Raw genomic sequence first — 23542 nt, 5'->3', positions numbered from 1 at the left:
CGGGGCTGTTGGCGGGAGGTCGGCAGGACCAGCTCTGCTGGCAGGCGGATGGACTGGTCCTGTCGGCCGATTAGTGGGTGCGGAGCCGCAGGTAGCGGCGGTGACGGGTGTCGTCCGGCCCCATCTGGTGGGGTGCGGAGACGAAGACGAGCCGGCCCGTCTGGGCGGCGGCGTGGAGCATCACGGCCAGGTCCTCGGGACTGCCGACGATCCACATTTCGGTGTACTGAGCGGCCCGCTGGTTGCTGGCGCGGGCGTAGGCGCGTTCGCGGGTGGTCATGCCGCAAGCCCCAGGTCCGGGCGGTGGCTGTCGGGGGCGGATAAGCGGTTGGGTCGGCGGATCCAGGCGGCGTAGTCGGCGATGCCGGCGATCTGGCCGTCGGTGAGGTAGGCGACCTTGATGCGGCGGGGAACGCCGCCTTCGGCGATGAGGTAGGCCGCGCCCTGGTTGGTGGGCTGGATGTCGGTGGCGGAGTAGCCCTGCTCGGCCCAGCCGTGCCCGAGGACGATGTTGGAGCTGTTGGGTGTGGTGCAGCGGAACGCGGCCCGGTAGCCGAACAGGTCCCGCAGCGACGTGGGGATGATGTCGAACGACGGCCGCTGGGTGGCGGCGACGACGGGGATGCCGGCGGCGCGGCCCCGGGCGACGAGGTCACGCAGGAGGGCGACGAACTCTTCCTGTTCCTGCTTCGATCCGACGGTCGCGCTGTAGAAGGCGATTTCGTCGACGAGGACGGTGATGACGGTCAGGCCGTCGAGGGCGGTGAGCTTGCGGCGCCCGTGAGCGCGGAGCCAGGCGTAGCGGTTGTTCATCACGACCTGGAGCCGCCGCAGGACGGCGAGGGCTTCGGTGATGTCGGGGCCGATGAACGCGTCGGCGCAGTCTTCCCACTGGCCCAGCTCGACGAGCTTGCCGTCGAGCAGCACGAGGCGGGAGTCGACGGAGAGGGCGGCGTGGGCGGCGATGCAGTTCAAGAGGCCGCTTTTGCCTCCGCCGGGTTCGCCGCCGGCGAGGAGGTTGCGGTAGGCGAGGGTGATGTAGACGGGCTGACCGAACTCGTCGATGCCGACGAAGATGGGGTCGAACATCGACAGGCCAGGCCCCACCGGAACCCCAGACGTTGGGGCGGTAGTGGTGGTCATGAGATGCCCTCCTTGGGCTTGGTGGGCGCGAGGAGCCACACGAACGAGCCGAGATGGCTCCCCGCGTCCCAGGTGTGGTGGTGGGTTAGATCCAGTCGGAGACGTCGTCCTCGGGCGTCGAGGACGTAGCCGCGGGCTTGCTGCCGTTGGCCGTCGTGGCCGGCTTCTTCGCGGCCGGCTTGCCCTGGCTGGGCAGGGTGATGGTGGGGGCGTCGACGTCGGGCAGGTCCAGAGCCGTCGGCACGACCGGCGTAGGCCGGTCGGCGGCCGGGGTGTCCGGGTTGATGACGTCGACCAGCGGGGAGCCCACGTTCGCGGTGAGGACTTCGCGGCGTTTGATGTCGAACCGCAGGTAGGCGGAGTTGCCGTCGGAGGCCCGCTCGACCAGGGCGGTGGAGGCGTGGCAGGCGACCGCGATGCGATCGAGACGCCCTTCCAGGTCGGCCAGGGACAGGCCGGGGCGGAGGTAGATCCAGACCCGCTCGCCGACGGGCGTCGGGCGAGCCCACAGGATCAGCGGCAGGCTGCCGGACTGGTTGGCGATGATGAACTGCGCGAAGCACATGCGCAGCCGGTGGCGGACCACGAAGCACCAGGTCCAGGCGACCACCGCGCGGCGGGTGACGGGGATGGTGGCGGGGACGCCGACGACTAGGGCGACCACCAGCAGGGTGACCGGGCCGGTGGTGTGGTTGACGAGCTGGGTCCAGAAGGTGATGGCGGCGGTGGTGAGCACGATCTCGGGAAGCCACCACCACAGCAGCCGCAGCACCGGCCACACACGGACCAGCACCCACGCGAGACCGCCGGTCGGCACGCCGATCAGCGCACCCACGACGAGGGCGACGATGGGGTGCATGTAGGAAGCGGCCACCACGGCCGCAAGCAGGCCGACGATGACCGCCGTCAGGATGAACGCCAGGCGAGCCTTCCTGGCCGAGGAACGGTGAACCTTGGCCTCAATGACCGTCACCGTTCCCGTGGTCTTGCCGCCGAAGGAGCGACGAGAGCTAGACTTGGACACGACGAGTCCTCCCTTGCACGAGGGTGGATGAGTTGGAGGGCACGGGGTCGGCAGGTTTGGACGCCAGTACCGACCCCGCGCCAGCTCTTACGGGGTGTGACCACCGGTCGTGGTCACCAGGCCGGGAACGTTGGACGCCAGAGCCGTCCCCGGACTGCCTGTTCAGTTGGATGGATCAGCGGACCTCAGCCGCTTGGAGTTGCCACGGACACCAGTGGCAGACACAGCACGGTGACCGAGGACCTACTTAGCCGCCGAGTTACCAGCCTTCGGCTTCAGCGAGATGGCGCGGAACGCGACGCCGTTACGCCCGTTGGTCGCCCACGGAATGGCCTCCAACTGCTCGACAGCGACGAGCTGACCCACCGTCACGCCCGGCTTCTCACCCGCCGTGGTGATGGTGATGATCTCGCCGCCGGTCTCGTCGAGAACGAAGACCTGGGTGGACCACATGGGCCGGCCAGTGTTCTTCTCCGACCGCTGGTTGCCGTTCTGGTCGTTCTTCGGCTCCGGGTCCTTCGTCACCTGGACCTGCTTGCTCTGGGTGTCCACGTACAGCTTCACAACAGACCTCCTGTGTCTAGGCGCATCCCTTGTTGGATGACTGCCTCACCATCAAAGTACCAACTGAGTTGGTATTACGCCAGGCTGTCGCCGGAGTTCTTCCGGGCGTTTCGCTGGCACCCACAACGATCGCCTCCACTGTGGTCAAACGACAGGTGTCACTGCGGTGACAGGCCAAAGTCCCCTCGCCGTGCCCCCTTGATCGGGGCGATACTGGCGGTATGGCTGACATGGCTGCTGACCTCGATCGACCTGCCTGGGCAACCAGGCTGAGGGCTGAGCGCACCGCGCGGGGGTGGTCGCAGGGGGAGGCGGTCCGTGCGATGCGGGCGCACGCCGCTGAGCGGCTGCCGGCCGACAGCACGTTGCTTCGGAACTGGAAGCGGTGGGAGGCGGGAGGTACAGAGCCCGACGGCTTCTACAAGTCCCTCATCGCGAAGACGTTCGGCACAGTCACCGCCGCATTCTTCCCGCCCGCGACATCCCACGAGGCTGACGCGGAACTCATCGCGGCCACCGGCATGGAGACCGTCGAGATCCTCGCCCGCTTACGCAGCTCTGACGTCTCAACCGCCACGCTCGAAGCGTTGCGGATAACGGCCGACAGGTTGTGCTGCGAGTACCCATACATGGCGTCAGAGCAGCTACACGTAGAGGGGCGCGCATGGCTGCGCCGGATCACCGCTCTGATGGACCGCCGGCTAACCCTCGCGCAGCACCAGGAGGTGCTAACCCTGGCGGGCTGGGTTGCGCTGCTCGTCGGCTGCGTGGAGTACGACATGGGGCAGCGTTACATCGCGGAGGGCACGCGCAAGGCCGCATTGACACTCGGCGAGGAAGCAGGCAATGCCGCCATCTCAGGCTGGGCCTACGAAATGCGAGCCTGGTACGCGCTGACGCAGGGCGACTACCGAGGCGTCATCGCGGCCGCAGAAGCAGGCGAGGCAGTGGCGGCCCACGACGGCGCAGCCGTGCAGTTGGCCGCGCAGCGGGCCAAGGCTTGGGCGCGGCTTGGCGACCGGCGGCAGGTCGAGACAGCACTGGACAAGGGCCGCACGTTGCTGGAGTCGTTGCCGTATCCCGAGGACACCGACCATCACTTCGTGGTGGACCCCGCAAAGTTCGACTTCTACGCGATGGACTGCTACCGGATTGTCGGCGAAGACCGCCTCGCCGAGATGTACGCCCGCGAAGTGATCCGTTCGTCGACGGAGCCGGACGGCACCGAGCGCAAGCCGATGCGTAACGCAGAAGCTCGGATCACGCTCGGGGTCGTAGCGGCCCGTGCTGGAGACCTCGATCAAGCCGTGTCCTACGGCCGACGGGCACTGGAGGGGGAACGCCAGTCACTCCCGTCCCTGCTGATGTGCTCCAAGGAACTGGCGACCCTGCTGCGGGCGCGGTACCCGAAGGAGCCGGAAGCTGTCTCGTACCTGGACGAGGTGCGAGCCCTCAGCGCGAGTTGACTTCGTCGGCGTTCTCGTCAGCGACAGCGCGACTGGGACGACCACCGACGCCAGGGCGAGGCCGGCTCTCGTGCCAAGACACCACCCGGCTCGGGCGCCACATGTGCGTACGTCCAACGGTCGCGTCCGGCTCCGGCATCTGGCCCCGCTTCCGGTAGTTCGTCACGGTCGCAACCTTGACGCCGAGGTACGCAGCTACGTCGGAGGTTGTCCACCACTCCGCGGTCGTGTCCGGGCCAGTTCCCACAGCTCCATTCTCGCATCACGAGGACCGCTAGAAGCCTCCCAGCAACCCTGCCTGCCTTCTACCGCCACAAACCACAATGTTCGAACGCCTGTACGATCCAGCCGTGGCAAAGGAGTTGGTCGCGCGCTGGTGGAACGGGACATGGGGGCGGCTGACCCGGCGTGACGTGTGGCTCGCCCGGGAGGTCCGGTGGCACGTTGTTGCCAGGGCCGGCGACTCGGAGACGGGCAAGGTGCTCCGGTGGGAGTTCGACACCGAGGACGAGGCCCGACAGATGGTGAGGCGTCTCGTCCAGGCCGACAGCGGCCAATGGCGGGAGCAAACCGGCGACGCAGCCACACAGCCCCCGAGGTGAGGCCGGCCCGGCTGCCGGCGATGTGGTTCAAAGTTTCTGTACGTCTTCAAGGCGGCCCTGAACGGGCCGCACGCGCCGCCGCCTGGGCGCGCGTCCGTCGCTCCGCTGGCGCTCCGACTCCGGCCACGCAACACGCCCGGCGGCTGGCGCGGAGAGCGGAAAGCCCGGAGGGGCCGCCGCATGACGACAGCAGCGTTAACCGGGTGGTGGTAGGCCGGCAGCCGGCCGGGCCGCGCGGCCACGAGCCCGCGCGGCGTGGGGGAGCGCACGCCGGCCGCGTCGGCGAGCTGGCGGCGGTCGCGGGGGGCGGCTACTGCGCCTCCGGCGGGGGCGCTCCGGCTCCAGGATGGTCGGGGCTCCGTCGGCGGGTGCCGGGCCGTGGGTGGTTGCGGTAGGCCATCCCGTCTGCCATCGACCCGGGCAAGCCGAGCAGACCACCGCCCGGCCCGCCAGCGTCCGAACTTGCGTCAAGGTCCGCTTGACGTGGCGGGCCGGGCGGCGGCCCGCTCCCCAGGAGGGCGGGTCGACGGCAGACGGGATGGCATCAGGGTCGGCCGTTGGGGGTGGCTCGCCCAAAGGCTCCACTGCCCACCCTGGCGCTCATCTGGGAGGCTCAAGCCCTCCCAGATTAATCCAGTGGGTGACGAGGTCGGTATCGCGTTCTTTTGCGGTCAACGCCTGCTCTAATTGCTTCTCCGCATCCTCAACGACCTGGCGGTGGCTTTCATCGACACGAGCATCGAGCTCACGCTTACGGTCAGACCAGCCCGGGAGCACCTTGTCCATCAGCGCGCCCTGTTCTTGAAGGAGCGCAGCGTGGCTCTCGGCAGCCTTTTGATGTGTTTCCGTGATCTCAAGCGGGTATCGTCGCAACACGACATAAGCGGCATCTAGAACAATTCCGGCCGAGCATTTTACTCCGTAACGCAGCGCAAGTGAGACGATTAGGTCGTCTGCGGGCTTCTCGGCGGGCTGCCAGTCGAGCTTACTGAGGTCTGCCCCATGCGCTACCGCTAACTCGATCGCTCTCGCTGACGACTTTACCCGGGCCATACTGCGGTCCGGCCTAATCAAGTGCAGCATTCGTGCCCCTTTCTGGCTCAATGCCTCGACGCTACATGCCACTTAGGACTCGCGCCCCGCCTGACGCCAGGCGAAGTCATCTGTCGTAGGCGTGACGGACGCGAGGGGCTTTGCTGAACCAGGCAATTCCGATTAAATTGCCCAAAACCCTCCTCTGAGATCGCATCTTCCGCCCTGCGCGACCTTCCGCTAGCGTGTCGCTACATGCAGTAGCCGCCCGGGGAGGGGCTCATGGCCAGCACTGACTTCTTCGCGTCAAAAAAGGCGGCCGCCGTCTTCAAGCACGGCATCCTGAGCAGGTACCCGGTCGTCTTCGCATCGAAGACTGGCAAGAGTGTCGAGGGAAACCGAGTTGTCTTCCTCGATGGATACGCTGGCCGTGGAGAGTATGGCGACGGCCAGCCAGGTTCGCCGCTGCTGCTGTCGCGGTGTGCTGAGTTCGTGAAGGGTTACCGCAACGTGCTGGGGTTCTTCGTCGAGCAGAACCCGGATAACTTCGCCAACTTGAAGCGCGTACTCGACGAGAAGGGTGGCGACGCTGAGCGGATCGTCCGGTGCGGCTCGGTTGACGAACACCTTCCTGAGGTCCTAACGCGAGCCCAGGGCGCATCGCTGTTCGCCTTTCTCGATCCGTTCGGCCCTGCGTTGGACTACGACGTTCTCAAGGCCGCCCTGCTGGGACGGCCATCGTGGCCGCCTACTGAGGTCCTGTTGCACTTCAGCGTGTCGGCCGTTGCCAGGATGGGCCGGGCGGTCCAGGTAGCCCGCTCGAAGCGCGGCGATCTCTCGCCTGCTGATCAAAAGACCGCCGATCGGTTGAACCGCTTCCTCGGCGACGACTGGTGGCAAGATCACTTCGCCAGGGTCCGCGACGAAGGCGATGACCAGCGGGCGACAGAGATTGCCCTGGAAGTATGCGAAAGATACGAAAAGCTCCTAACGGCCGGTACGGAATACCAGGCGATCAAGATGCCAGTACGACCTAGGCCGGACCTGTTGCCGAAGTACGTGTTAGCGCTGTTCACGACGAGCAACGAAGGCGCATGGCACTTCGCGGACTCCCTGGGTAAGGCGGGCGTGGAGTGGTCCGTGGCGTGGAAGACGGAGCAGCTCCGTAAGGGGGAGAAGTACGGGCAGGGCTCGCTGTTTGGCGACGACGAGTTGCCAACGATCGAGGGTTACAGCAAGACGCATAGCCCGGAATGGACGAAGATCATCAAAGCGAACCTTGAGCGGCTGCTCGACGAGCGGGGGTCCTTCTGCCCTGCCGACCACGTCCCGGAGGTCTACGGCACGACGTTAGGCCAGGCTGGCACCCCTCATGTGCGGGCCGCCGTAAAACTCCTGAGCGGAACGTCTGTGGCGAACACCGGCAAGGGCGACTTCTGGAAGGAGCAGCTGCGGCGCCCGTAGGGCGGCCGGAGCCCTTCGTCGAGTGCCTCTACCCGATTGAGGTCAGTTCCCGCGCCGTCGGCATCTCGTCCCATGTCCGGCCGTCCAGTTCCCGACCACCGGCCTTTGGTGTTCTGCCGCCCCACTGCTTGAAGAAGAACGCTGTTCCCTCGGCGGTGCACTGATCGCGCAGGGATCGCACCCAATCGGGATCGACGGGGCGGCAGCCGGAACCAGACTCGCCACCGGCAATCAGCCAGTCAATACCCTCAAGGTTGAGGTCATCCAGCGGGCCGAGCAGCGGCTCGGCCGAGACGAACCGAACGACGGCGGGCACCTGGCGGAGGTGGTCGATGCGCTCTGTCTGTTCATCGTCCTCGACGGAGACGCCCATCCAAACATTGGCCGGCCAGGTCAGCCGGGGAGCGAGTTTGGCAAGTCTCGCTGCTCGCTTCGTGAGTACCTGGTAGGTGTGCTGCGGGGTCGCCGCCATAACCTCAAATACCTGCTCGACGAAGTCGAAGGGCACCCTCGCGTGGAACAGGTCGCTCATCGAGTTGACGAACACCACCCGAGGCTCTCGCCACCTCAGCGGCAGAGTCAGCTCAGTGGGATGCACCGCGACTCCGAAGCCCGGTCCCGACGTACGCGGGTCGCCGTCCGTCTGGTACTTGGCGGACCCCATAGCCTTCAGCCGCTTCGCCAAGGTCAACGCGTAGCAGTGATCGCAGCCGCGCGAGATGCGGTCGCAGCCAGTAGTCGGGTTCCACGTGGCTTCGGTCCACTCGATAGAGCTCTTGTCTGCCATCACCACTCCCCGGCCGGTTGGAACGATTCTGTCGAACGTGCGTACGGATTGAAAGGCGCGGAGGCGATCTTTCTTGCCGAGCGAGCAACGAACGCGCAGTTGCCCCTGCTTAGATCGACCAACGCGCAAGGCCCAGAGGGAGACGCGGTCAGGCCGTCACCAGGCCGTCGCAGGCCGAGTGCTGGCGACCAACGACGACCACTGGTGACGACGTCTGCCCAGGTGACAAGGCGTGGTCGGCGCGATAACCAGGCCGGCCAGGCACGCCTTACCTGTAGTTCGTGAACTGGAGGGCGACGCCGAAGTCCTCGCCCTTGAGCAGCGCGATGACGGCCTGGAGGTCATCCTTCTTCTTGCCGGTGACCCGGAGCTGGTCGCCCTGGATCTGCGCCTGGACGCCCTTCGGGCCCTCGTCGCGGATCTTCTTGCTGATCGCCTTGGCCTTGTCCGAGTCGATGCCCTGGATGACCTTGCAGTCGATCTTGAAGGTCTTGCCCGACGAGCGCGGGTCGCCGGCGTCCAGCGACTTCAGCGAGATGTTCCGCTTGACCAGCTTCTCCTTGAAGACCTCCAGCGCGGCCCGTACCCGCTCCTCGGTCTCCGCCTGGAGGCTGATCGCCTCCTCGCCCGACCAGGAGATCTCGGCGCCGGTGCCCCGGAAGTCGAACCGCGTCGCGAGCTCCTTCTCCGCCTGGCGGAGGGCGTTGTCGACCTCCTGGCGGTCGACCTTGCTCACGATGTCGAACGACGGGTTCGCTGCCATGCTCATGCTCCTGCTGTCCGGCGGTTTGTGGTCCTGTGTCCCCCGCTGACCAGCGGTACGACCCCCTGACGGTACCCGGTTGCGCTCCTGCCGGGGGGAGCCGCTATCCTTGCTACCGCTGCCGCGTTACGACGCGGTGGGGTGCCCTGGCGGGTTGCCCGAGCGGCCAATGGGAGCGGACTGTAAATCCGTCGCGAAAGCTACAGAGGTTCGAATCCTCTACCCGCCACCAGGAGCACCAACGGCCCCTGACCAGCAGGAATGCTGATCGGGGGCCGTTGTCGTTGGTCCCACTGTGTCTCACCCGAGACCGTTCGATCTCACTGGTTGTGTCGCATACGTGTCGCCGTATGCCGCTCCGGGCGCTAGCTGAAGTGGGCGAACGAGCCTGGCTCGCCGCCGGCTCAGTCCGAGAGGCTACGGATGACCGCTTGCCTGCCGGCCTCCGTCAGGCGAGGCCGAGGAATCCCTCCACCCCAACTGCCGGTGCCCGAGATGTAGCCCGCATCGCGCAGCTCGTTGCTGAGCCGGGCAACGCTCTGGTCCTGCCGATCGAACCCGAGGTCCTCGGCGATCTGGCCGAGGTTCGGCGACTGACCCTCCCGTTCCCGGTCATAGAGCGCGCTCAGAAACGCGAGGCGACGCCTCTCATCCTCACGAATTTGATCATGGGTCGGCAATTCGGTCCTCCTTGCGTCGTTTCAAACCCGAAGGCTAAATCGGGGGTGAGACATTCCCGCGTGTCGGTGACGCGCGACACATAATCTGAAGCAGTCAATATATGAACTAAACTCTGCTATTGCCGAGTGCGTGTTCAATCCGAGTGCGTGCCGCTTCCTCTTGCCCGTAGATGCACTTCGCGTACACCCGCATCAAAACGTGCACGCTGTGCCCGGCCCACTCGGCGACCTGGGTAGCCGGCACGCCGGCGTTGAGCCAGAGCGACACGGCGGCGTGCCGCAGGTCGTACGGCCGGCGGGCCAGCGGTGAGCGCTGCTGTGCCGGCGTGAGCACCTTTGCCCGCGCGTCCCGCCATGCTTTCCCGTAGGTGTTGTTCGGGATCGGCTGCCCGGCGGTGGGCACGTACCGACCGCCGGGGCCGCGCCGGGTGACGAACAGCTTGCCGTTCGATCCGGGCGGGTACTCCTTGACGTGGTGGTCGAGCAGCCGCACCAGCGGCGGCGGCACCGGCACATCTCGCGTGGCCGCCTTTGCCCGGTGTTTCAGCCCACGATCCTCGGCGGTGTCGTTCCCGTCGCTCCAATCTCGGCCCACGGCCACCGTCGAGCCGGTCAGGTGCAGCACGCCCCACCCCCCCCACGCTGGGCGGGCCGCTCGTACTCGTCCTCGCGTAGGTGGAGCACTTCCTCGGGCCGCAGCGCGGCGTAGTACATGCAACCGAAGAACGCCTCTAGCTCGGGCACCGTACGCCCCACCTCGGCGAGCAGAGCCCGCGCCTGATCGGGGTTGACCACGGCCCGCCGGTCGACCTCATCGGCAGTCTTCGGGGCGGTCCAGCTCACCAGGGACATCGGGTGCGCGTCGAGTAGCCGCAGCTCTACGGCGCGGATTGCCGCCGAGTTGGTCGACGTGCTGCGGCGGCATGGCTTCGACGTGCCGCCGGACCTCGCCACCGAGTCGGACCCCGCTTGAGGTGCTACGCCGCACCGGTGCGGCCGGCGATCAGGGCGCCACGCGAGTGGTAGAGGAGGCGCTCTGTGCCGCCGAGCGCCGGGCCGTCGATACTGCCCGAACAACGCCGTACGGTCGGGAGGTTATCGTGGCGGCCCGGCAGGCCGGGCTTCCCGTGGCGGTGGTTAGCAACAACTCTGCCGGGGCGGTGACTGCCTACCTGGCGGCGCACCGGCTCGCCGGGCACGTATCGCCGGTGGTCGGTCGGGCATATGCCGAGCCGGCCCGTATGAAGCCCAACCCGGAACCGCTCCTGCAAGCCGTCCACGCCATCGGCGGGTCGCCGAGCCGCTGTGTCCTTGTTGCTGACTCGCTGTCCGACATCGAGGGAGCGCGCGCCGCTGGGGTTCGGGTGATCGGCTACGCGAACCGGCCCCGGAAAATTGAGGCGTTTCGGGTCGCCGGGGCTGACGTAGTGATCACGAGCATGGGCGATCTTGCGTGCGCTTTACTCGGGGCTGAGGTGGACGGCATGCGCTAGAAGGTAGGGGGTGGAGTTGCCAGTAGTACAACCCTCGCCCCGGCCCGATGTAGGTATCCCGGTCGGCTCCCTCCCGGCCATGGACGGTCCAGTGCCGGCGCTGCGGTTGTGGGGTATCCGCCGGTCGATCATTCTGGCTGTTGTAGCCGCGCTGCTGCTGGTCGGAGCCATGGTTGCCGCCGCCCTTTGGTACGCGGGTTGGCCTAGCATCAAGCGGGACGCGACCGTCACACCAGGTACGTTGTTCGACCTCTTGAAGCTCGTCTTCGCCGTCGTGGCGGGCATTGGAGGCGTCGCGGCTTTGGTGGTCGCCTATCGTCGGCAACGAGTCGCAGAGCATACGAGCGCATTGGCTGAATTCGCTCACCAATTAGCACATGCTGCTGACCTGCGCGCCGAAGCAGCTAGAGCACTTGCTGAGGCGGCCGACGAACGGGCGAAGATCGAGACCGACCGCAATGGGGTCCGACTATTTAACGAACGCTTCGCCAAGGCTTCGGAGCAGCTTGGATCGGACAAGGCGGCGGTTCGCCTCGCTGGAGTGTATGCCATGGCTGGACTTGCTGACGACTGGCCACAGGGCCGTCAGACATGCATCGACGTGCTCTGCGCGTACCTCCGCATGCCGTACGTTCCGCCACCCGAAATCGGCGATGAACAGGCCCGGCCTGCGACTGCCGAAACACGCGAAGAGGTTGGGCAGCCGACGCTAGCCGCGCGCGAAGAGCGCGAAGTGCGTCACACCGTGGTTCGTGTGATTGGGGCGCATCTACGCCTTCCAGAGGAAGATCCGTTCTCTTGGTGCGGTCACGACTTCGACTTCACCGGTGCGGTATTCGACGGGGGTGATTTTAGTCGAGCGAGATTCAGTGGCGGCAGGGTGTCCTTTTACGGCGCGAATTTCGCAACGGGGTGGGTAGACTTTCGCGATGCCGAGTTCAGTGGAGCGTTGGTATCCTTCACGAGGGCAACATTTAGCGGTGCGCGCGTGAGCTTTGAGAGGTTGTCCCTCACTGCTGGGCATGTGTCCTTTTTTGCGGCGAAATTTCTCGGCGGGGAGGTAAACTTTGATGAGGCCGTCTTCGATACTTGGGATTATGTGTCCTTCATCATGGCCAAGTTCACTGCGGGTACAGTGTCCTTCAAAGAGGCGAAGTTTACCAAGGGGCCGGTGCAATTCGAGCTCGCTGAGATCGGCGGTGCCCGACTGGCATTCGACGCTGCGGAGTTCCGCCTTGGGTCGCAGGTTTCATTTCTTGGGGCGAAGCTCAGTAGTGGAGAGTTGTCGTTCGAAAGAGTGAGATTCACTGATGGTGGTTTGGTGGTCCTCACGGGAGCCGACCTCGCAGTCCCGCCCAAATTTACCCCCGAGGCAGATGGTCGGCCGCCGAAGGGGCTGATCTTCGGCCAGAGCTCAGACGTGTCGGATATGGGTCGCCGAGCGGCATGCGAGGAGTAAACGCGCTGGTCAGGGCTCTGTAATTGGCGCTCTGTAAATCCGTCGGGAAAGGTACAGAGGTTCGAATCCTCTACCCGCCACCAGGAGCACCAACGGCCCCTGACCAGCAGGAATGCTGATCGGGGGCCGTTGTCGTTTGTCCGGCCGAGTCCGGCTGCGTCCAGCCGTTGACGACTGGTTGTGGGCAGATCGTGGGCAGGTCGATATTGCCTCTGAGCGCTCCTCTGGGGCTGCGCCTGTTGGTGTTGGCGGCGCTTGCTGGGCTGGCGTGGGCCGTGCGCGTAGGGACGGGCTGAGGGCTCCGCGCTGGCGTGTCGTTGGCTACAGAAGGTAGGCCGGGGGGCAAGCCAGTCCCGGGGTTGGACTGGCGTGGCAGCCGGAAGCCCCGACCCCTCGATCAGGGCGACCCCTCCGGCTTCCGTACCGCCTGGCCGTGCTCGTGCCGCTCTTGTGCATCAGCTGAGTTTGGGGGGCGGCGGTCCGGCGGCAGTCGGTGGCTTTCCGCCCCGGCGCCGAAGGCGGCCAGGGCGGCTTGCCGCCGGCCGGCTCACCGCCCCCGCGTCGCGCGGAGCGCGGCGCCTTGATCCAGAAGAGCAACTCGGCAGTACTGCCGCTGCGCACGGCGTTCGGTGTGCACCAACGCCCGGAACCGTTCGTTGACGGCAAGCTGGCTGTCGTACCTCCGGCTCATACTCCATCAAGTCCGCCAGCACTTGGAGGGGAACGGTGTGACGAAGGCGCTCAGGGCAAAACGTGCCCGGAGTGCGACGTCACGGTGACCATGGTGAGCGAATCTGAGGGACAGGACATCTCCAGGGGCAGGATCCGGGCGGGGAACCACTCGCGAGGAGCTGCTGAGCTGTGCCGACATCAGCACAGGCTCCCCCGGGACGGACGCACTGATCCAACTGAAGGGCTTGCCCAGATGTCTTCGGTTGGCCCCTTTAGTGTTCCGTCCGCCGGATCTCAGCCGGCTACCGCCTGCCACCAGGTAGTACTCGCTGGGTTGGCATCGGGCATGGCGATCAAGGCAGAGAACCGGTACACTAGAACATGCGTTCGAAACGTTCAGACGGATTGCCGACAGACGGTGTCGACCTCGCGAGTCGGCCGTTACATTGCCGGGGTGCCTAGCCAGTCTCCCCGTGTTGCCGACGTGTATATGTCGAACAATCGGGTACTACATTCTGATGATCCTCGCCCGAACCGGGCTGTGGGTGTAGTCCGAGAGAGCGCCGCTGGGAAGGTTGTTGTGCTTGGGCGTACTACTGACACCAGCAAGGATGGCGTTCAGACGCCAGCCGGGGTCCTGCCAGATCTCGATGAACCTGGCGTGTTCGCGCTTCGCTTTCAGCGGGTGATTCCTGTGAGGCGCTTTGGTGCCAAGGATCTTCCTTTCGTCGGCACGCTTCCCGAGCCTTACCGCACCCAGATGGGAACCGTGCTTGCGGACGCCGCCCTTGAGCAAAAGCTGAAAAATCTGAGATTCAATAGGTCGAGTTAGGAAGGAGAGCCCAATGAACGATGCCGTCACTCTCCTGTCCCGCGAACTCGATGAGTTGGAGCGCGGGAGCCTGCAAGAGCGGATCTTGTTCAGGCGGATAAACTCGCCACGGAACGCGCTCCCGGCGCCAGGGCAATGCTGGTCGATTCGCTGGGACGACGCGAGGGTTATCGCAGTCATCAGCGCTGTTTCCGATGATTTCATTCTTGCTTTTCCAGCCACCGTCACGGACCTGATGTCAGACGGGCAGACCGTCAACGCCAAGCTCGCCGATCTGGATGTCAGTCTAACTATATGGTGGGGGACTGAAACAGGATTAGGGTACCAAACATTAGATAGCTACCTGGGCGATGCGCTCGACAGTAAATACTGTGAGCAACTCCGTGAGAGCTTCATCCAAGGGGTCGTGGACGAGTCGATCGGCACGGATGACGGCGTTGACCGTGCGGCCATTATTGCCGAGGCATTCGCACGCCTTAGTGACGAAGAATGGTCGGAGGACGCGGAGCTTGCTGAGGCTCCGAACCTTTCTGTGATCCTCCAAAGTGCCAACCTTACGCCGAGCGCTTTGGCTGGGCTGCTTAACACCACCACTCCTGATGCCCTCGCAGTCCTAAGAGGGGACCGAGCGCTTACCTCCGCAGAGATTATTGCTCTCGGTGATGGGGCACGAATGAACGTCCAGGTATCCGCTGGGCGCCTCACTGAACGTCTGCAAGCGTTGGTGCGTGTTCTCAGCGACCCTGGTCGAAAGCGGCAAATCAGAGCCTTGGCAGAGGCGCGAGGCGAGGACGAACGGGTCGCGCGGCTCCATATCGCACGCGACGTAAGGCCAGTGGCCGCCAGACAAACGGGGAACGTTGAGGTGCCCGATTGGGGGACGAGGGTAGACCTCTATCTACGTCAGCACTTGCCATCATAGGCTGACTTTCCAGTTGATCCCGTAGGGGTGTCCGTGGCGGAGTCTTTCGATCTTCAGCGCCTCAATGATGGTCGGTATTTGACCTTCCAAGTCCAAGCGGCAGCCCAGCGATTGTGCGACAACCTCGATCAACTCAAGCCAGGAGCGGTAAGCCGCCTGCAGGCGGACGCATGGCAGGAAGCATCGAATTGGTCAGAGGTGGTTGTGCGTGAGGTATACGCAGACATTGCAGGTGACTGCTCAGTTGCGGGACACTGCAACCTACTCGTGGCGCCCGCCGAGATAACAGTTGTCCGGAATGCCAGTTATGGCCGTCGAGCGTTCACTCTTTTGCATGAGATTGCACACTTTCTTCAGCAGAACGACGATCTGTGGGCCGACGGGGCGCTGTCCAAGCAGAAAGACTTCGGCCGTCGCCTAGAAGAGCAGGTGTGCGACGCATTCGCGGCCGAGGTTCTACTTGGAAGTGACCACCCCAACCGCATCCTTGGTGATGCTCCAATAAGCGCCTCCTCAGTCAGCCATCTATTTGAGGCTAGTCAGGCGTCTCGCTCGGCATGTTGCGTGAAGGTGGCGCAGCTTTTGCCTTGCGAGGGGTGGGTTCTACTTACAGATCTTGAGGGTACCGTGCAGTTTGCCGCGGTATCGGGAAACAGGATCCCGCCTCGTCGCGGCACGTTCCAAGGCCCTGATCACGTCTCCCAGGTTGCTGGCCGGGTTGGCACTTCAAGGCAGGAAGACTCCTGGGTCACATTCCCTAGCGGAAATCAGTGGCGCAGTTTGTATGCCGATTCGGTGCGGGATCCATCGTTTCGGTACGTCTACACGGTACTTACGGACGAAGTGCCTCCTTGGCTTCCCTCCTACACCCAGCGGCGGCCAGTCCTTGTGGACACGAGTTGGGACTGCCACGTCTGTGAAGCGATTTACAACACTCGACCTTCCAATTGCGGCGCATGCGACGAACCAAGGTGCCCCCGATGTGGCATGTGCGCTTGTGAACAGCGTGCTAGCGAGAGACTATGCGGGCGCTGTTTCCTCGTGCATGGGATAGGAATGTTCGAGGGCTCTTCAACGGTATGCCGAGAGTGCGCCTGAGGACGAGGCACACTTGCACGGACTCTGAGGGCAGGCCTGGATTCCCTCGTTCCCCGTGCGTGATGCGGCAACCGCAGGCACCGGTATGCCACGCATCACGGTGCGGCGCGTCGGGACGACACGCGCTCGTACCATGGAACGTGAATCGCGGACGACAAAAGGCCTGCAGGATGAGGGCTGGCTTGTCCTGAGCTTTTGGGAACACAGATCGATGATTTTGTTCGGCGAATTATCGATGAGGTCCGGTCACGGGCTAAGTAGACGTCGGCTTTTGTGGAGCTTGGCTTGCCATGAGCCGCCGTAGAGTTGCGTCGGCCCGGACAATCGGTTCTTCCGGGGCCTGCACGGCGGGCCGCTCTCCGAGTCGGTCTAAAACCGGTGGTGGAAGCTCGCCCGAGAGGGCACTCACTGAGGCGCAGGCAGCCTCACCTCTCGTACGCCGTCCCCTACGACCTGCGTCACGCGGCGGCCTCGCTCTGGCTGAATGCCGGTGTTCCGCCGACCGAGGTCGCCCGGCGCCTGGGCCACGGTGTCGCCGTCCTGCTCCGGTCTACGCCAACCGTATCGACGGGGGAGACGACACCATGAACGACAGGATGGCTCCGCGCTCGGATGACGCTCGTCTCGCTTCCGTCTGACGTCCGATCGGCGCATTCTGGCCCTTGTGAACATCTTCACGGTCCTGGCCGCCGTCTTCCTCTACCTATGGCTTCCGTTGTCGATCATTGCCGCCGTGATCGCAGTAGCGGTTTTGCTGGCTTGGTCTGCCATCCGTTCGCCAAGGGGCGGATCACCCGGAAGGTGGGGGCGGCGATCGGCCTGCGCCCGGGAGGACACGCAGTCGGAGCAACTGCGGTCAGCAAGGCGGGCCACTGTGGCGGTGTCGGCGCTGGGCCTGGCGGCCGCGCTCGCAGTGGTACGCCTGGCGACTCGGTTCTGGCGGGCGATAAGACGGAGTGTTGCCTCCCTGCCGGCGGCGCTGAAGTCACTGACGGTCGAGCCGTCGTCAGGAGGCGCCTTCAACGACTCCCGGGACGTGTGGCCGATGCCTCGGGACGACTGAGGAACCACGGCCCCAGTGGACGTGGGCACATGGGTGGGCGGTCGAGCATCAGCGGCCAACTCGTGAAGGAGAAGCAGCAGCTCAGGATGCGCGCCAGCGGCAAGATCGCCGCCCTGCAACTCGTCGCGAAAGCTACATAGGTTCGAATCTCTACCCGCCACCAGGTGTAGAGGCCCTTGACCAGCGTGAACGCCGGCCAAAGGCCTCTTTCGTGAGTCTCGCTGATCCTGCTCTAGCCCGCTTGATCTTGCTGGCTGTGTCACCTACGTGGCACCGGGATCAACGCCCTCGGCCTCGTGAACCGGGTGTGTCTGCTCCGGTTCGGCCCGGCCCTAGGCTTCGTCTCGCGGATCTTGCAAGCGGCAGCATGATCCGTACCACCGGCTACGTCAGGACCATCGACATGATTAGCGACATCATCCGGGCGCAGATTGTTAGGAATATCGATACCGAGCGTGAGGACACCATCGAGGAACTGCGGGAGATTTTCAGCTACCCGTATCACGCCGATACCGGCGCGCTGATCTTCAGGCTGGAGGTCGACCGTGGAGCCTTCGGCATCAATCTCGTTGCCGCCGACCGCGACGGCGGCTATATCCGTGTCAACAGCCTCGGTGAATCGCTCTACGCAACCAGGTTCAACCGCTTCGGGTTCGGCTGGTCCGCCTTCGCGAACTGCGGCATCGAGGTCGACGAGATCGGACGGCTGCAGCAGGCCGGGCGGTTCGCCACACGGCACCTGTACGAGTGGTTCACCGACCGCTTCGCCGAGGCAGGGGGCCTGGACTTCCCCATCGCCTGCGTCCTAACCAAGCACGAGGCGTCACGCGGGTGGCACCTCCAGCAGCGGACGTGGACCACGCGCTACAGCGGATGAGCGCGTTGCGATGCCTCCAACCAGGGGTTGGGCTGGCGCGGCAGTCGGAAGCCTGAGGCGCTCCCGCGCGGAGGATCAAGATCTCGGACCTGCATCAGCCGGCGATTGCGATCAGCTCGTCTACTTCACCGTACGCATCGGCTGGCCGGTCAAGATGCTGTAGCCGACAGTAATCAAGATCATGGCGCCGCCGACTGCGAAAACTACGCCGATCACCCGTTCCAACAGGATGAAGCGCGCCAGGCGCTCCTCGTGCGGGACGTCTGGTAGCCAGCGCCATGGCGGAACTCGCCGCAGCACCCCCGCGGTGGACATCGACCGCCGCACGTGCCACTCCGTCACGCCGCGAAAGTTGGTGGCCAGGGCGACGCCTACGAGGCTCACAGCCGGGCCGATGATGACAGCCGCCAGGACACGCCATGTCTCCATCTGGCCCCCTCCGGTGTGGTTACCGGATCCTAATTGGCGGCCCCTGTGCCGCCGTACCCCTGTTTGTCGGCGTTCATGCTGGTCAGAGGCTTCGGGTGCATCGTGGTCGGCGTCGCGGACCTGGGGTCGTCGCGCCCTGCATCGAGTTGCTGAGGCCCTTGGACTACTGCATCTGGTGGGACCGGACCTGGCGTCGGGGAGTGGGCCCAAGATTTCGTACGACATCCGGCCCGGGCCAGGAGCCGTTGCCGGTCACCGGTGTGCGGCTTCCCTCCGGGTGTACGACGTCCAACCCCCGGTGAGCCGGGCGGGCGGCGGTGAGTATGGGCGGTATGGGACATCCGGAAGGCGGTGGACAGGGTCAGGACCTGTTGCAACGTCGCGAGAACGTGCGGCAGGCCAACTTCCTGGAACTGTTCGTCGACCTGGTGTTGGTGTTCGCCCTGGCCGGGGTGGTCAGCCGCGTCGCCCGGGACATCTTCAGCGAAGACGCTGTCGTCCGGTGGCGGTCGATGGCCTTCCTGCTGGTGCTGTCGCTGCCGCTGATCTGGTTGTGGATCACGACCGCGCACATCACCAGCTGGTTCGACCCCCGCCGCCGCAAGATCCAGTGGATTGTGCTGGCCAGTGCCTTCGGGCTGCTGGTCATGTCGACCTCGTTGCCGTACGCGTTCGTGGGCCGCGGGTGGGCGTTCGCGCTGCCGTACGTGATCCTGCAGTGCGGCCGGCCGCTCCTCCTGATGCCCGCGCTGCGCGGGCACCCCCTTCGGCAGCTCTACCTCCGGTCAGTGCTGTGGTACGCGGCCACGGCGGTGATCTGGCTCGCCGGCGCGGTCGTCACTGGCGGCAGCCGGGCCACCCTGTGGGGGGTCGCCGTCACCATTGACATCGTCGCCGGGCAGCTGCGCTGGCCGGTGCCGGGGATGGCCCGGCCGGCGCAGGTCAGTGCGTGGGCCATGGACAGCCGTCATCACCTGCCCGAGCGCTACCAGCAGTTCCTGATGATCGCCCTCGGGGAGACCGTGCTCGCCGTCGGCATCACGCTGACCAACGAGCCGGTCACCGTGATGGCCGCCGCGGGGCTCGTGGTGGCGTTCCTGTCGACGGTGCTGCTGTGGCGGATCTACTTCTACCGCTCCGGCCAGATCCTCGCCGAAGCCGTCGCCGCGGCGGGGGACCGGTACGCCGCCGGCCGCGCCACCGGCACCGCCCACGTCGTCATGGTGCTCGGCATCGTCACCGCGGCCGTCGGCTTCGAGATCGTGCTGAAACACCCGGACGGCCGGCCCGAGCCGGTGTGGCTCGTCGCGATCCTCGGCGGCCCGGCACTGTTCCTCTACGGCCGTATCCGTCTGGAACGCATCGTGTTCGACCGACTTTCCCTCCGCCGCGTCGTCGCCATCGCCGCCCTGGCGGTCGTCGCCGTCCCCCTGTATTTCGCCCCACCACTGGTCGCTGCGGTCGTGGCCGCGCTCGTGCTGCTCGCCGTCGCCCTCGCCGACGCCCGCCACGCCGCCGGCCGTCCCCCCGAGGCGCCCTCTCCGGCGCACTAGGCCGACCTACGTCATGCGGCGGCCTCGCTCTGGCCGGATGCCGGCGTCCCGCCGACGGAGGTTGCCCGGCGTCCGGGCCACGGCGTCGCCGTGCCGCTTCGGGTCTACGCCAACCGCGTCGGCGGGGAGACGATGCACAACCGGACAACCGGTGAGGCCCCGTGCGGCGCCGGCCGGGAGGCACCCGCTCCCGCAGCCTCGTTTCGTGACTGGATTGTCCGGATCCGCCGCTCCGGTCGCATTGCCCTCCACCGATCGGACGCATGGTGTCTCGACACTGGTGCGATGGCGCAGACCGGGTATGGTGGTCGATGCCCGGGCGCGTGTCCGGATGGGTGGTGCGGCTTCCCGGGCGACTGATGGGTGGTAGCCGTACGATCGGCCGGCCCCTGTCCGCCCGGTCACCGAGCGGAATGCGCCGAAGGTCGTATTCGGCACTGTACGAAGTGGGTGGTGGCCGTCGCAGGCTCGTGATCTGGTCTGCTGCGACGAGGGTGGTGGTCCGAACGGCGGAACGTCACCGACGCACGGGCCGCCAGCAGGCGCACGGCTTTTCTGGGTACCTGCCTTGTGGCACGATCGTGGAACCTCCACCATCCCCGTGACACTTCCCTGACAGGAGCAAACATGTCTGGTCGAAGGCTGGGCCGGCTGCTTGGCTCGTTTTTCGTACTCGCCGCTGTGGCTGGTGGCGTCTTCGTCGGTGACGCCTCGAACGTCGGCGACGCCCAGTTGTTGGATTTCGTCTGGAACATGCCCAAGCTCTGACGAAACACGACGTCGATGATGTGAGCCGGCGCGGCCGGTGAGGGGAGCGGCATGGCGGGTCGAGGCCGCACCGGTCCCCGCTCGACGGAGTACGCCTGGCTGATCACCGGGCCGTTGGCGATGCTCGCCGTCGTCTGCGCCACGGTCGTCGGCCTGGTCGCCCCGGAGCCGTTCGGCGAATGGCCACTGGCAGTGCTGCTGCTGGTGGCCATGGTGGCTGCCGGCATGCCGGTGCTGAACTTCACGGTCCGGCGGCAGTCCATCGGGATGACGCTCAACGAGATCCCGCTCGTCCTGGCGTTCTTCCTCGTCCGGCCGCTCACGGTCGTCGCGATCTACACACTCTCGGCGATCATCACCCACCTGCGGCACCCCTCCACCGCAACGAAGTTCTGGTTCAACGTGGCCCGGGCCGCCGCCGGCTCCTCGCTGGCCGTCCTGGTGCTCCAGGCGTTCCCACCGGTGCAGGGCGTGGGTCCGGCCACCTGGCTGACCCTGTTCGTCGCGGCGAGCATGGTGAACCTGGTGAGCCTCACCGCGATCGCCGGGGTGCACACGCTGCTCCAGGGCTGGCAGGCCGGGCGCGAGGTCTTCCGGAAGTCCCCGCCGGGACTGCTGGCCGCGGCGATCAACATCGCCTGCGGGATGATCGTCCTGATCCTCATCGCCGCCACCTGGTGGTCGTTGCTGCTGCTGGCGGTCCTGGTCGCCGCGCTGGCGCTCGTCTACCGGGCGTACGCCCAGTTCTTCCGGCAGCACCGCACGCTCGCCGACATGTACGAACTGAGCCGCGCGGTGAGCGAGAGCGGTCAGTACGGCACCCTGCCCGACGCCCTCCTCGGTCGGGTGCGGGCCCTGATGCAGGCCGAGTACGCCACCCTCTGGTTGCCCGCCCAGGGGCGGCACCCGGAGGTGCTGCTCACCGCGCGCAACGACGACCCGGGCCTGCTCGACTTCGCCAAGACGCCGGCCGCGCTGCGCGAACGCGCCCGCGACGAGGGCCGTACGGTGGCCGTCGGGCGGGGCCTGATGACCGACGCCGACCTGCGCCCGGCGCTGTCGGCGGAGCGCGTCAAGGACGTGATCGTCATCCCGTTGCGGTCCGGCCAGGCGGTCATCGGGACGCTGGAGGTCGCCAACCGCCTCGGTGACAGCAATCACTTCGTCCGCACCGACGTGCCCCTGTTCGAGACGGTGGCGGCGCACGCGGCGGTGGCGTTGGAGAATTCCCGGCTGGTCGACCGGCTGCGGCACGACGCTTACCACGACGCGTTGACCAAGCTGCCCAACCGGCGGCGGATCACCGGCGCCCTGGACGAGGCGGTCAAGATCCGGGCGCCCGGTGAGGTGGTGGCGCTGCTGCTGTTCGACGTCGACCGGCTGCGACAGGTCAACGAGTCCCTGGGGCACGCGGCCGGCGACAAGATCCTCGCCGAAGTCGCCGACCGGCTGCGCGCCTGCGCCCCGTCGTCGGCCCTGGTCGGCCGGGCCGGCGGGGACGAGTTCCTGGTCACGCTGCGGCTGGAGAGCGCCGAGGCGGCGGTGGAGCTGGCCGCGCAGTTGCGCGAGCAGATCCGCGACGAGATGGTCTTCGACGCGCTCACCCTGGACGTGGACACGGCGGTCGGCGTCGCCGTACACCCGGACCACGGCAGCGACGCCGCCTCCCTGCTGCAACGGGTGGACCTGGCGGCGACGGCGGCCAAGTCCGTGCCGGGCAGCGTGCAGCTGTTCAGTCCGGCGCTGGAGTCCCGGTCGCTGCGGCGGCTGGGGCTCGCCGGCGACCTGCGGCGGGCGCTGGACGACGGCGAGCTGAAGGTCTACTTCCAGCCGAAGGTGACGCTGCGGGACCGCCGGCTGGTCGGCGTGGAGTGCCTGGCGCGGTGGGAGCATCCGGCCCACGGGTCGGTCGCCCCGGAGGACTTCGTCGCGGTGGCCGAGCACACCGGCCAGCTCGGCCGGTTCACCGAGTTCGTGCTCCGCGAGGGGTTGCGGCGCAGCCGGGACTGGTCGCACGCCGGCCAGCCGCTCTCCGTCGCGGTCAACCTCTCCGCCCGTACGCTCACCGACCAGCACTTCCCGGCCCGCGTGCAGGAGTTGCTCGACGAGTACGACGTACCGCCGCAACGGCTCACGCTGGAGATCAAGGAGGCCGGGGTGCTGGACGGCACCGACCGGCCCATCCCGACCCTGCGGCGGCTGCGGGACCTCGGCGTACGGCTGTCGGTGGACGACTTCGGCACGGGGGATTCGTCCCTGGCGCACCTGCGCCGGCTGCCCGTGCACGAGGTGAAGGTCGACCGCTCCTTCGTGCAGGGCATGGCGACGGATCCGGGCGACCTGGCGATCGTGAACGCCGTGGTCACCCTCTCCCAGCAGTTCGGCCTGGCCGTGGTCGCCGAGGGTGTGGAGAGCGAGCTGACCCTGGAGCTGCTCCAGGACATCGGCTGCGAGATCGGCCAGGGCTTCCTGTTCAGCCGGCCGCTGCCGTACGAGCGGCTGGAGGCCTGGTTCGGCGCCCAGGTGGATCCGGAGACGATCTCCGCCGGGGAGCTGCCCCGGCTGCGCGTCGTGCCCTGAGCTGTGGAAACGCGGCTCTGGGGGATCCGATTTCATCTCCGCCGCACGGCCGTGTAATGTATCCCCTGCGCGTCACCCCCCGGGGAGATCGCGCAGGCCCCCTTAGCTCAGTCGGCAGAGCGTCTCCATGGTAAGGAGAAGGTCTACGGTTCGATTCCGTAAGGGGGCTCAGAGGGTCCGGCTGGACCCGCCACGGCGGTGTAGCTCAGATGGCAGAGCAAGCGGCTCATAATCGCTGTGTCGCCGGTTCAAGTCCGGCCACCGCTACTCT

At 66.2% G+C, this 23542-nt stretch carries 21 protein-coding genes, 3 tRNA genes and 2 pseudogenes; 14 read left to right on the top strand and 12 right to left on the bottom strand.

All coding sequences use genetic code 11. From position 1 onward, the window contains the following. Positions 1-70 precede the first annotated feature (70 nt). From AB0L34_RS09690 to AB0L34_RS09675, 4 genes are all read right to left on the bottom strand, one after another. Positions 71-280 (bottom strand): hypothetical protein, encoded by a 210-nt coding sequence (locus AB0L34_RS09690; RefSeq protein WP_363703443.1) that lies wholly within the window; start codon positions 278-280, stop codon positions 71-73. After that, positions 277-1143, bottom strand: a complete 867-nt coding sequence (locus AB0L34_RS09685) for an FtsK/SpoIIIE domain-containing protein (protein ID WP_363703441.1) — start codon at positions 1141-1143, stop codon at positions 277-279. The genes AB0L34_RS09690 and AB0L34_RS09685 overlap by 4 nt, the downstream gene beginning before the upstream one ends. 85 nt (positions 1144-1228) lie before the next feature. Next, positions 1229-2116, bottom strand: coding sequence for a hypothetical protein (locus AB0L34_RS09680; RefSeq protein WP_363703439.1), 888 nt, complete (start codon positions 2114-2116; stop codon positions 1229-1231). 294 nt (positions 2117-2410) lie between these two features. Then, the gene (locus AB0L34_RS09675; RefSeq protein ID WP_363703437.1) at positions 2411-2731 is read right to left on the bottom strand and encodes a hypothetical protein; all 321 of its coding nucleotides are present in this window, start codon (positions 2729-2731) and stop codon (positions 2411-2413) included. 221 nt (positions 2732-2952) lie between these two features. Here AB0L34_RS09675 and AB0L34_RS09670 point away from each other — a divergent pair, with 221 nt between their 5' ends. Further along, positions 2953-4197: an XRE family transcriptional regulator gene (locus AB0L34_RS09670; RefSeq protein WP_363703435.1), complete on the top strand. Its 1245-nt coding sequence runs from the start codon at positions 2953-2955 to the stop codon at positions 4195-4197. Here AB0L34_RS09670 and AB0L34_RS09665 read toward each other — a convergent pair. Then, complete coding sequence (locus AB0L34_RS09665) at positions 4184-4444, bottom strand: helix-turn-helix domain-containing protein (protein WP_363703433.1); 261 nt, start codon at positions 4442-4444, stop codon at positions 4184-4186. The two genes, AB0L34_RS09670 and AB0L34_RS09665, sit on opposite strands and share 14 nt — an antisense overlap. A 103-nt stretch (positions 4445-4547) precedes the next feature. On the opposite strand from AB0L34_RS09665, the gene AB0L34_RS09660 reads away from it, so the two are divergent. Continuing rightward, a complete protein-coding gene (locus tag AB0L34_RS09660; RefSeq protein WP_363703431.1) occupies positions 4548-4799 on the top strand; it encodes a hypothetical protein in 252 nt (83 codons plus the stop codon). 600 nt (positions 4800-5399) lie between these two features. On the opposite strand, the gene AB0L34_RS09655 is transcribed toward AB0L34_RS09660, so the two are convergent. Beyond that, the gene (locus AB0L34_RS09655) at positions 5400-5882 is read right to left on the bottom strand and encodes a hypothetical protein (protein ID WP_363703429.1); all 483 of its coding nucleotides are present in this window, start codon (positions 5880-5882) and stop codon (positions 5400-5402) included. Between the two features lie 231 nt (positions 5883-6113). Between AB0L34_RS09655 and tcmP the strand changes: the two genes are divergently transcribed. Further along, a complete protein-coding gene (tcmP, locus tag AB0L34_RS09650; protein ID WP_363703427.1) occupies positions 6114-7295 on the top strand; it encodes a three-Cys-motif partner protein TcmP in 1182 nt (393 codons plus the stop codon). A 28-nt stretch (positions 7296-7323) separates the two neighbouring features. Here the strand turns inward: tcmP and AB0L34_RS09645 are convergent, their stop codons facing one another. Then, entirely contained in the window at positions 7324-8082 is a 759-nt protein-coding gene (locus tag AB0L34_RS09645; protein WP_363703425.1) for a phage Gp37/Gp68 family protein, read from the bottom strand. A gap of 268 nt (positions 8083-8350) precedes the next feature. Further along, positions 8351-8845, bottom strand: a complete 495-nt coding sequence (locus AB0L34_RS09640; protein ID WP_350681660.1) for a YajQ family cyclic di-GMP-binding protein — start codon at positions 8843-8845, stop codon at positions 8351-8353. A 148-nt stretch (positions 8846-8993) separates the two neighbouring features. Between AB0L34_RS09640 and AB0L34_RS09635 the strand changes: the two genes are divergently transcribed. Then, positions 8994-9077, top strand: a tRNA-Tyr gene (locus AB0L34_RS09635). 172 nt (positions 9078-9249) lie between these two features. Here AB0L34_RS09635 and AB0L34_RS09630 read toward each other — a convergent pair. Both AB0L34_RS09630 and AB0L34_RS09625 read right to left on the bottom strand, forming a co-directional pair. Beyond that, positions 9250-9525 carry a hypothetical protein gene (locus tag AB0L34_RS09630; RefSeq protein WP_363703423.1) on the bottom strand — a complete coding sequence of 92 codons (276 nt, stop codon included), beginning with the start codon at positions 9523-9525 and terminating at the stop codon, positions 9250-9252. A 106-nt stretch (positions 9526-9631) separates the two neighbouring features. Further along, a pseudogene (locus AB0L34_RS09625) lies at positions 9632-10419 on the bottom strand (integrase); the annotation flags it as partial. Here AB0L34_RS09625 and AB0L34_RS09620 point away from each other — a divergent pair. Next, positions 10412-11018, top strand: a pseudogene (locus AB0L34_RS09620) (HAD family phosphatase); the annotation flags it as partial. The pseudogenes AB0L34_RS09625 and AB0L34_RS09620 overlap by 8 nt on opposite strands. Before the next feature lie 79 nt (positions 11019-11097). Continuing rightward, entirely contained in the window at positions 11098-12477 is a 1380-nt protein-coding gene (locus AB0L34_RS09615; RefSeq protein ID WP_363703421.1) for a hypothetical protein, read from the top strand. A gap of 1180 nt (positions 12478-13657) precedes the next feature. Here the strand turns inward: AB0L34_RS09615 and AB0L34_RS09610 are convergent. Continuing rightward, complete coding sequence (locus tag AB0L34_RS09610) at positions 13658-14011, bottom strand: hypothetical protein (RefSeq protein WP_363703419.1); 354 nt, start codon at positions 14009-14011, stop codon at positions 13658-13660. Between AB0L34_RS09610 and AB0L34_RS09605 the strand changes: the two genes are divergently transcribed. The 3 genes from AB0L34_RS09605 to AB0L34_RS09595 all read left to right on the top strand — a co-directional run bounded on the left by AB0L34_RS09605 (position 13995) and on the right by AB0L34_RS09595 (position 17941). Continuing rightward, positions 13995-14903 (top strand): hypothetical protein, encoded by a 909-nt coding sequence (locus AB0L34_RS09605; RefSeq protein ID WP_363703417.1) that lies wholly within the window; start codon positions 13995-13997, stop codon positions 14901-14903. The genes AB0L34_RS09610 and AB0L34_RS09605 overlap by 17 nt on opposite strands. A 27-nt stretch (positions 14904-14930) precedes the next feature. Beyond that, the gene (locus AB0L34_RS09600; protein ID WP_363703415.1) at positions 14931-16001 is read left to right on the top strand and encodes an ImmA/IrrE family metallo-endopeptidase; all 1071 of its coding nucleotides are present in this window, start codon (positions 14931-14933) and stop codon (positions 15999-16001) included. 1430 nt (positions 16002-17431) lie between these two features. Beyond that, positions 17432-17941 carry a hypothetical protein gene (locus tag AB0L34_RS09595; RefSeq protein WP_363703413.1) on the top strand — a complete coding sequence of 170 codons (510 nt, stop codon included), beginning with the start codon at positions 17432-17434 and terminating at the stop codon, positions 17939-17941. A gap of 120 nt (positions 17942-18061) precedes the next feature. Here AB0L34_RS09595 and AB0L34_RS09590 read toward each other — a convergent pair whose 3' ends face one another. After that, a complete protein-coding gene (locus AB0L34_RS09590; RefSeq protein ID WP_357460209.1) occupies positions 18062-18370 on the bottom strand; it encodes a hypothetical protein in 309 nt (102 codons plus the stop codon). A gap of 332 nt (positions 18371-18702) precedes the next feature. On the opposite strand from AB0L34_RS09590, the gene AB0L34_RS09585 reads away from it, so the two are divergent. The 5 genes from AB0L34_RS09585 (at position 18703) to AB0L34_RS09565 (ending at position 23538) form a co-directional block, all read left to right on the top strand. Further along, positions 18703-19923, top strand: coding sequence for a low temperature requirement protein A (locus tag AB0L34_RS09585; RefSeq protein ID WP_363703411.1), 1221 nt, complete (start codon positions 18703-18705; stop codon positions 19921-19923). 627 nt (positions 19924-20550) lie between these two features. Continuing rightward, a complete protein-coding gene (locus AB0L34_RS09580; protein ID WP_350711563.1) occupies positions 20551-20691 on the top strand; it encodes a hypothetical protein in 141 nt (46 codons plus the stop codon). 51 nt (positions 20692-20742) lie between these two features. Further along, the gene (locus AB0L34_RS09575) at positions 20743-23271 is read left to right on the top strand and encodes a bifunctional diguanylate cyclase/phosphodiesterase (protein WP_363703409.1); all 2529 of its coding nucleotides are present in this window, start codon (positions 20743-20745) and stop codon (positions 23269-23271) included. A gap of 96 nt (positions 23272-23367) precedes the next feature. Beyond that, positions 23368-23440, top strand: a tRNA-Thr gene (locus tag AB0L34_RS09570). Positions 23441-23465: 25 nt separating this feature from the next. Beyond that, a tRNA-Met gene (locus tag AB0L34_RS09565) sits at positions 23466-23538 on the top strand. Positions 23539-23542: the final 4 nt, after the last annotated feature.

The sequence above is a fragment of the Micromonospora sp. NPDC052213 genome (assembly GCF_040679695.1).
Taxonomy (GTDB): Bacteria; Actinomycetota; Actinomycetes; order Mycobacteriales; family Micromonosporaceae; genus Micromonospora.
Note: the sequence above shows the minus strand (reverse complement) of the source record. Positions and strands in the feature narration are given on the sequence as shown.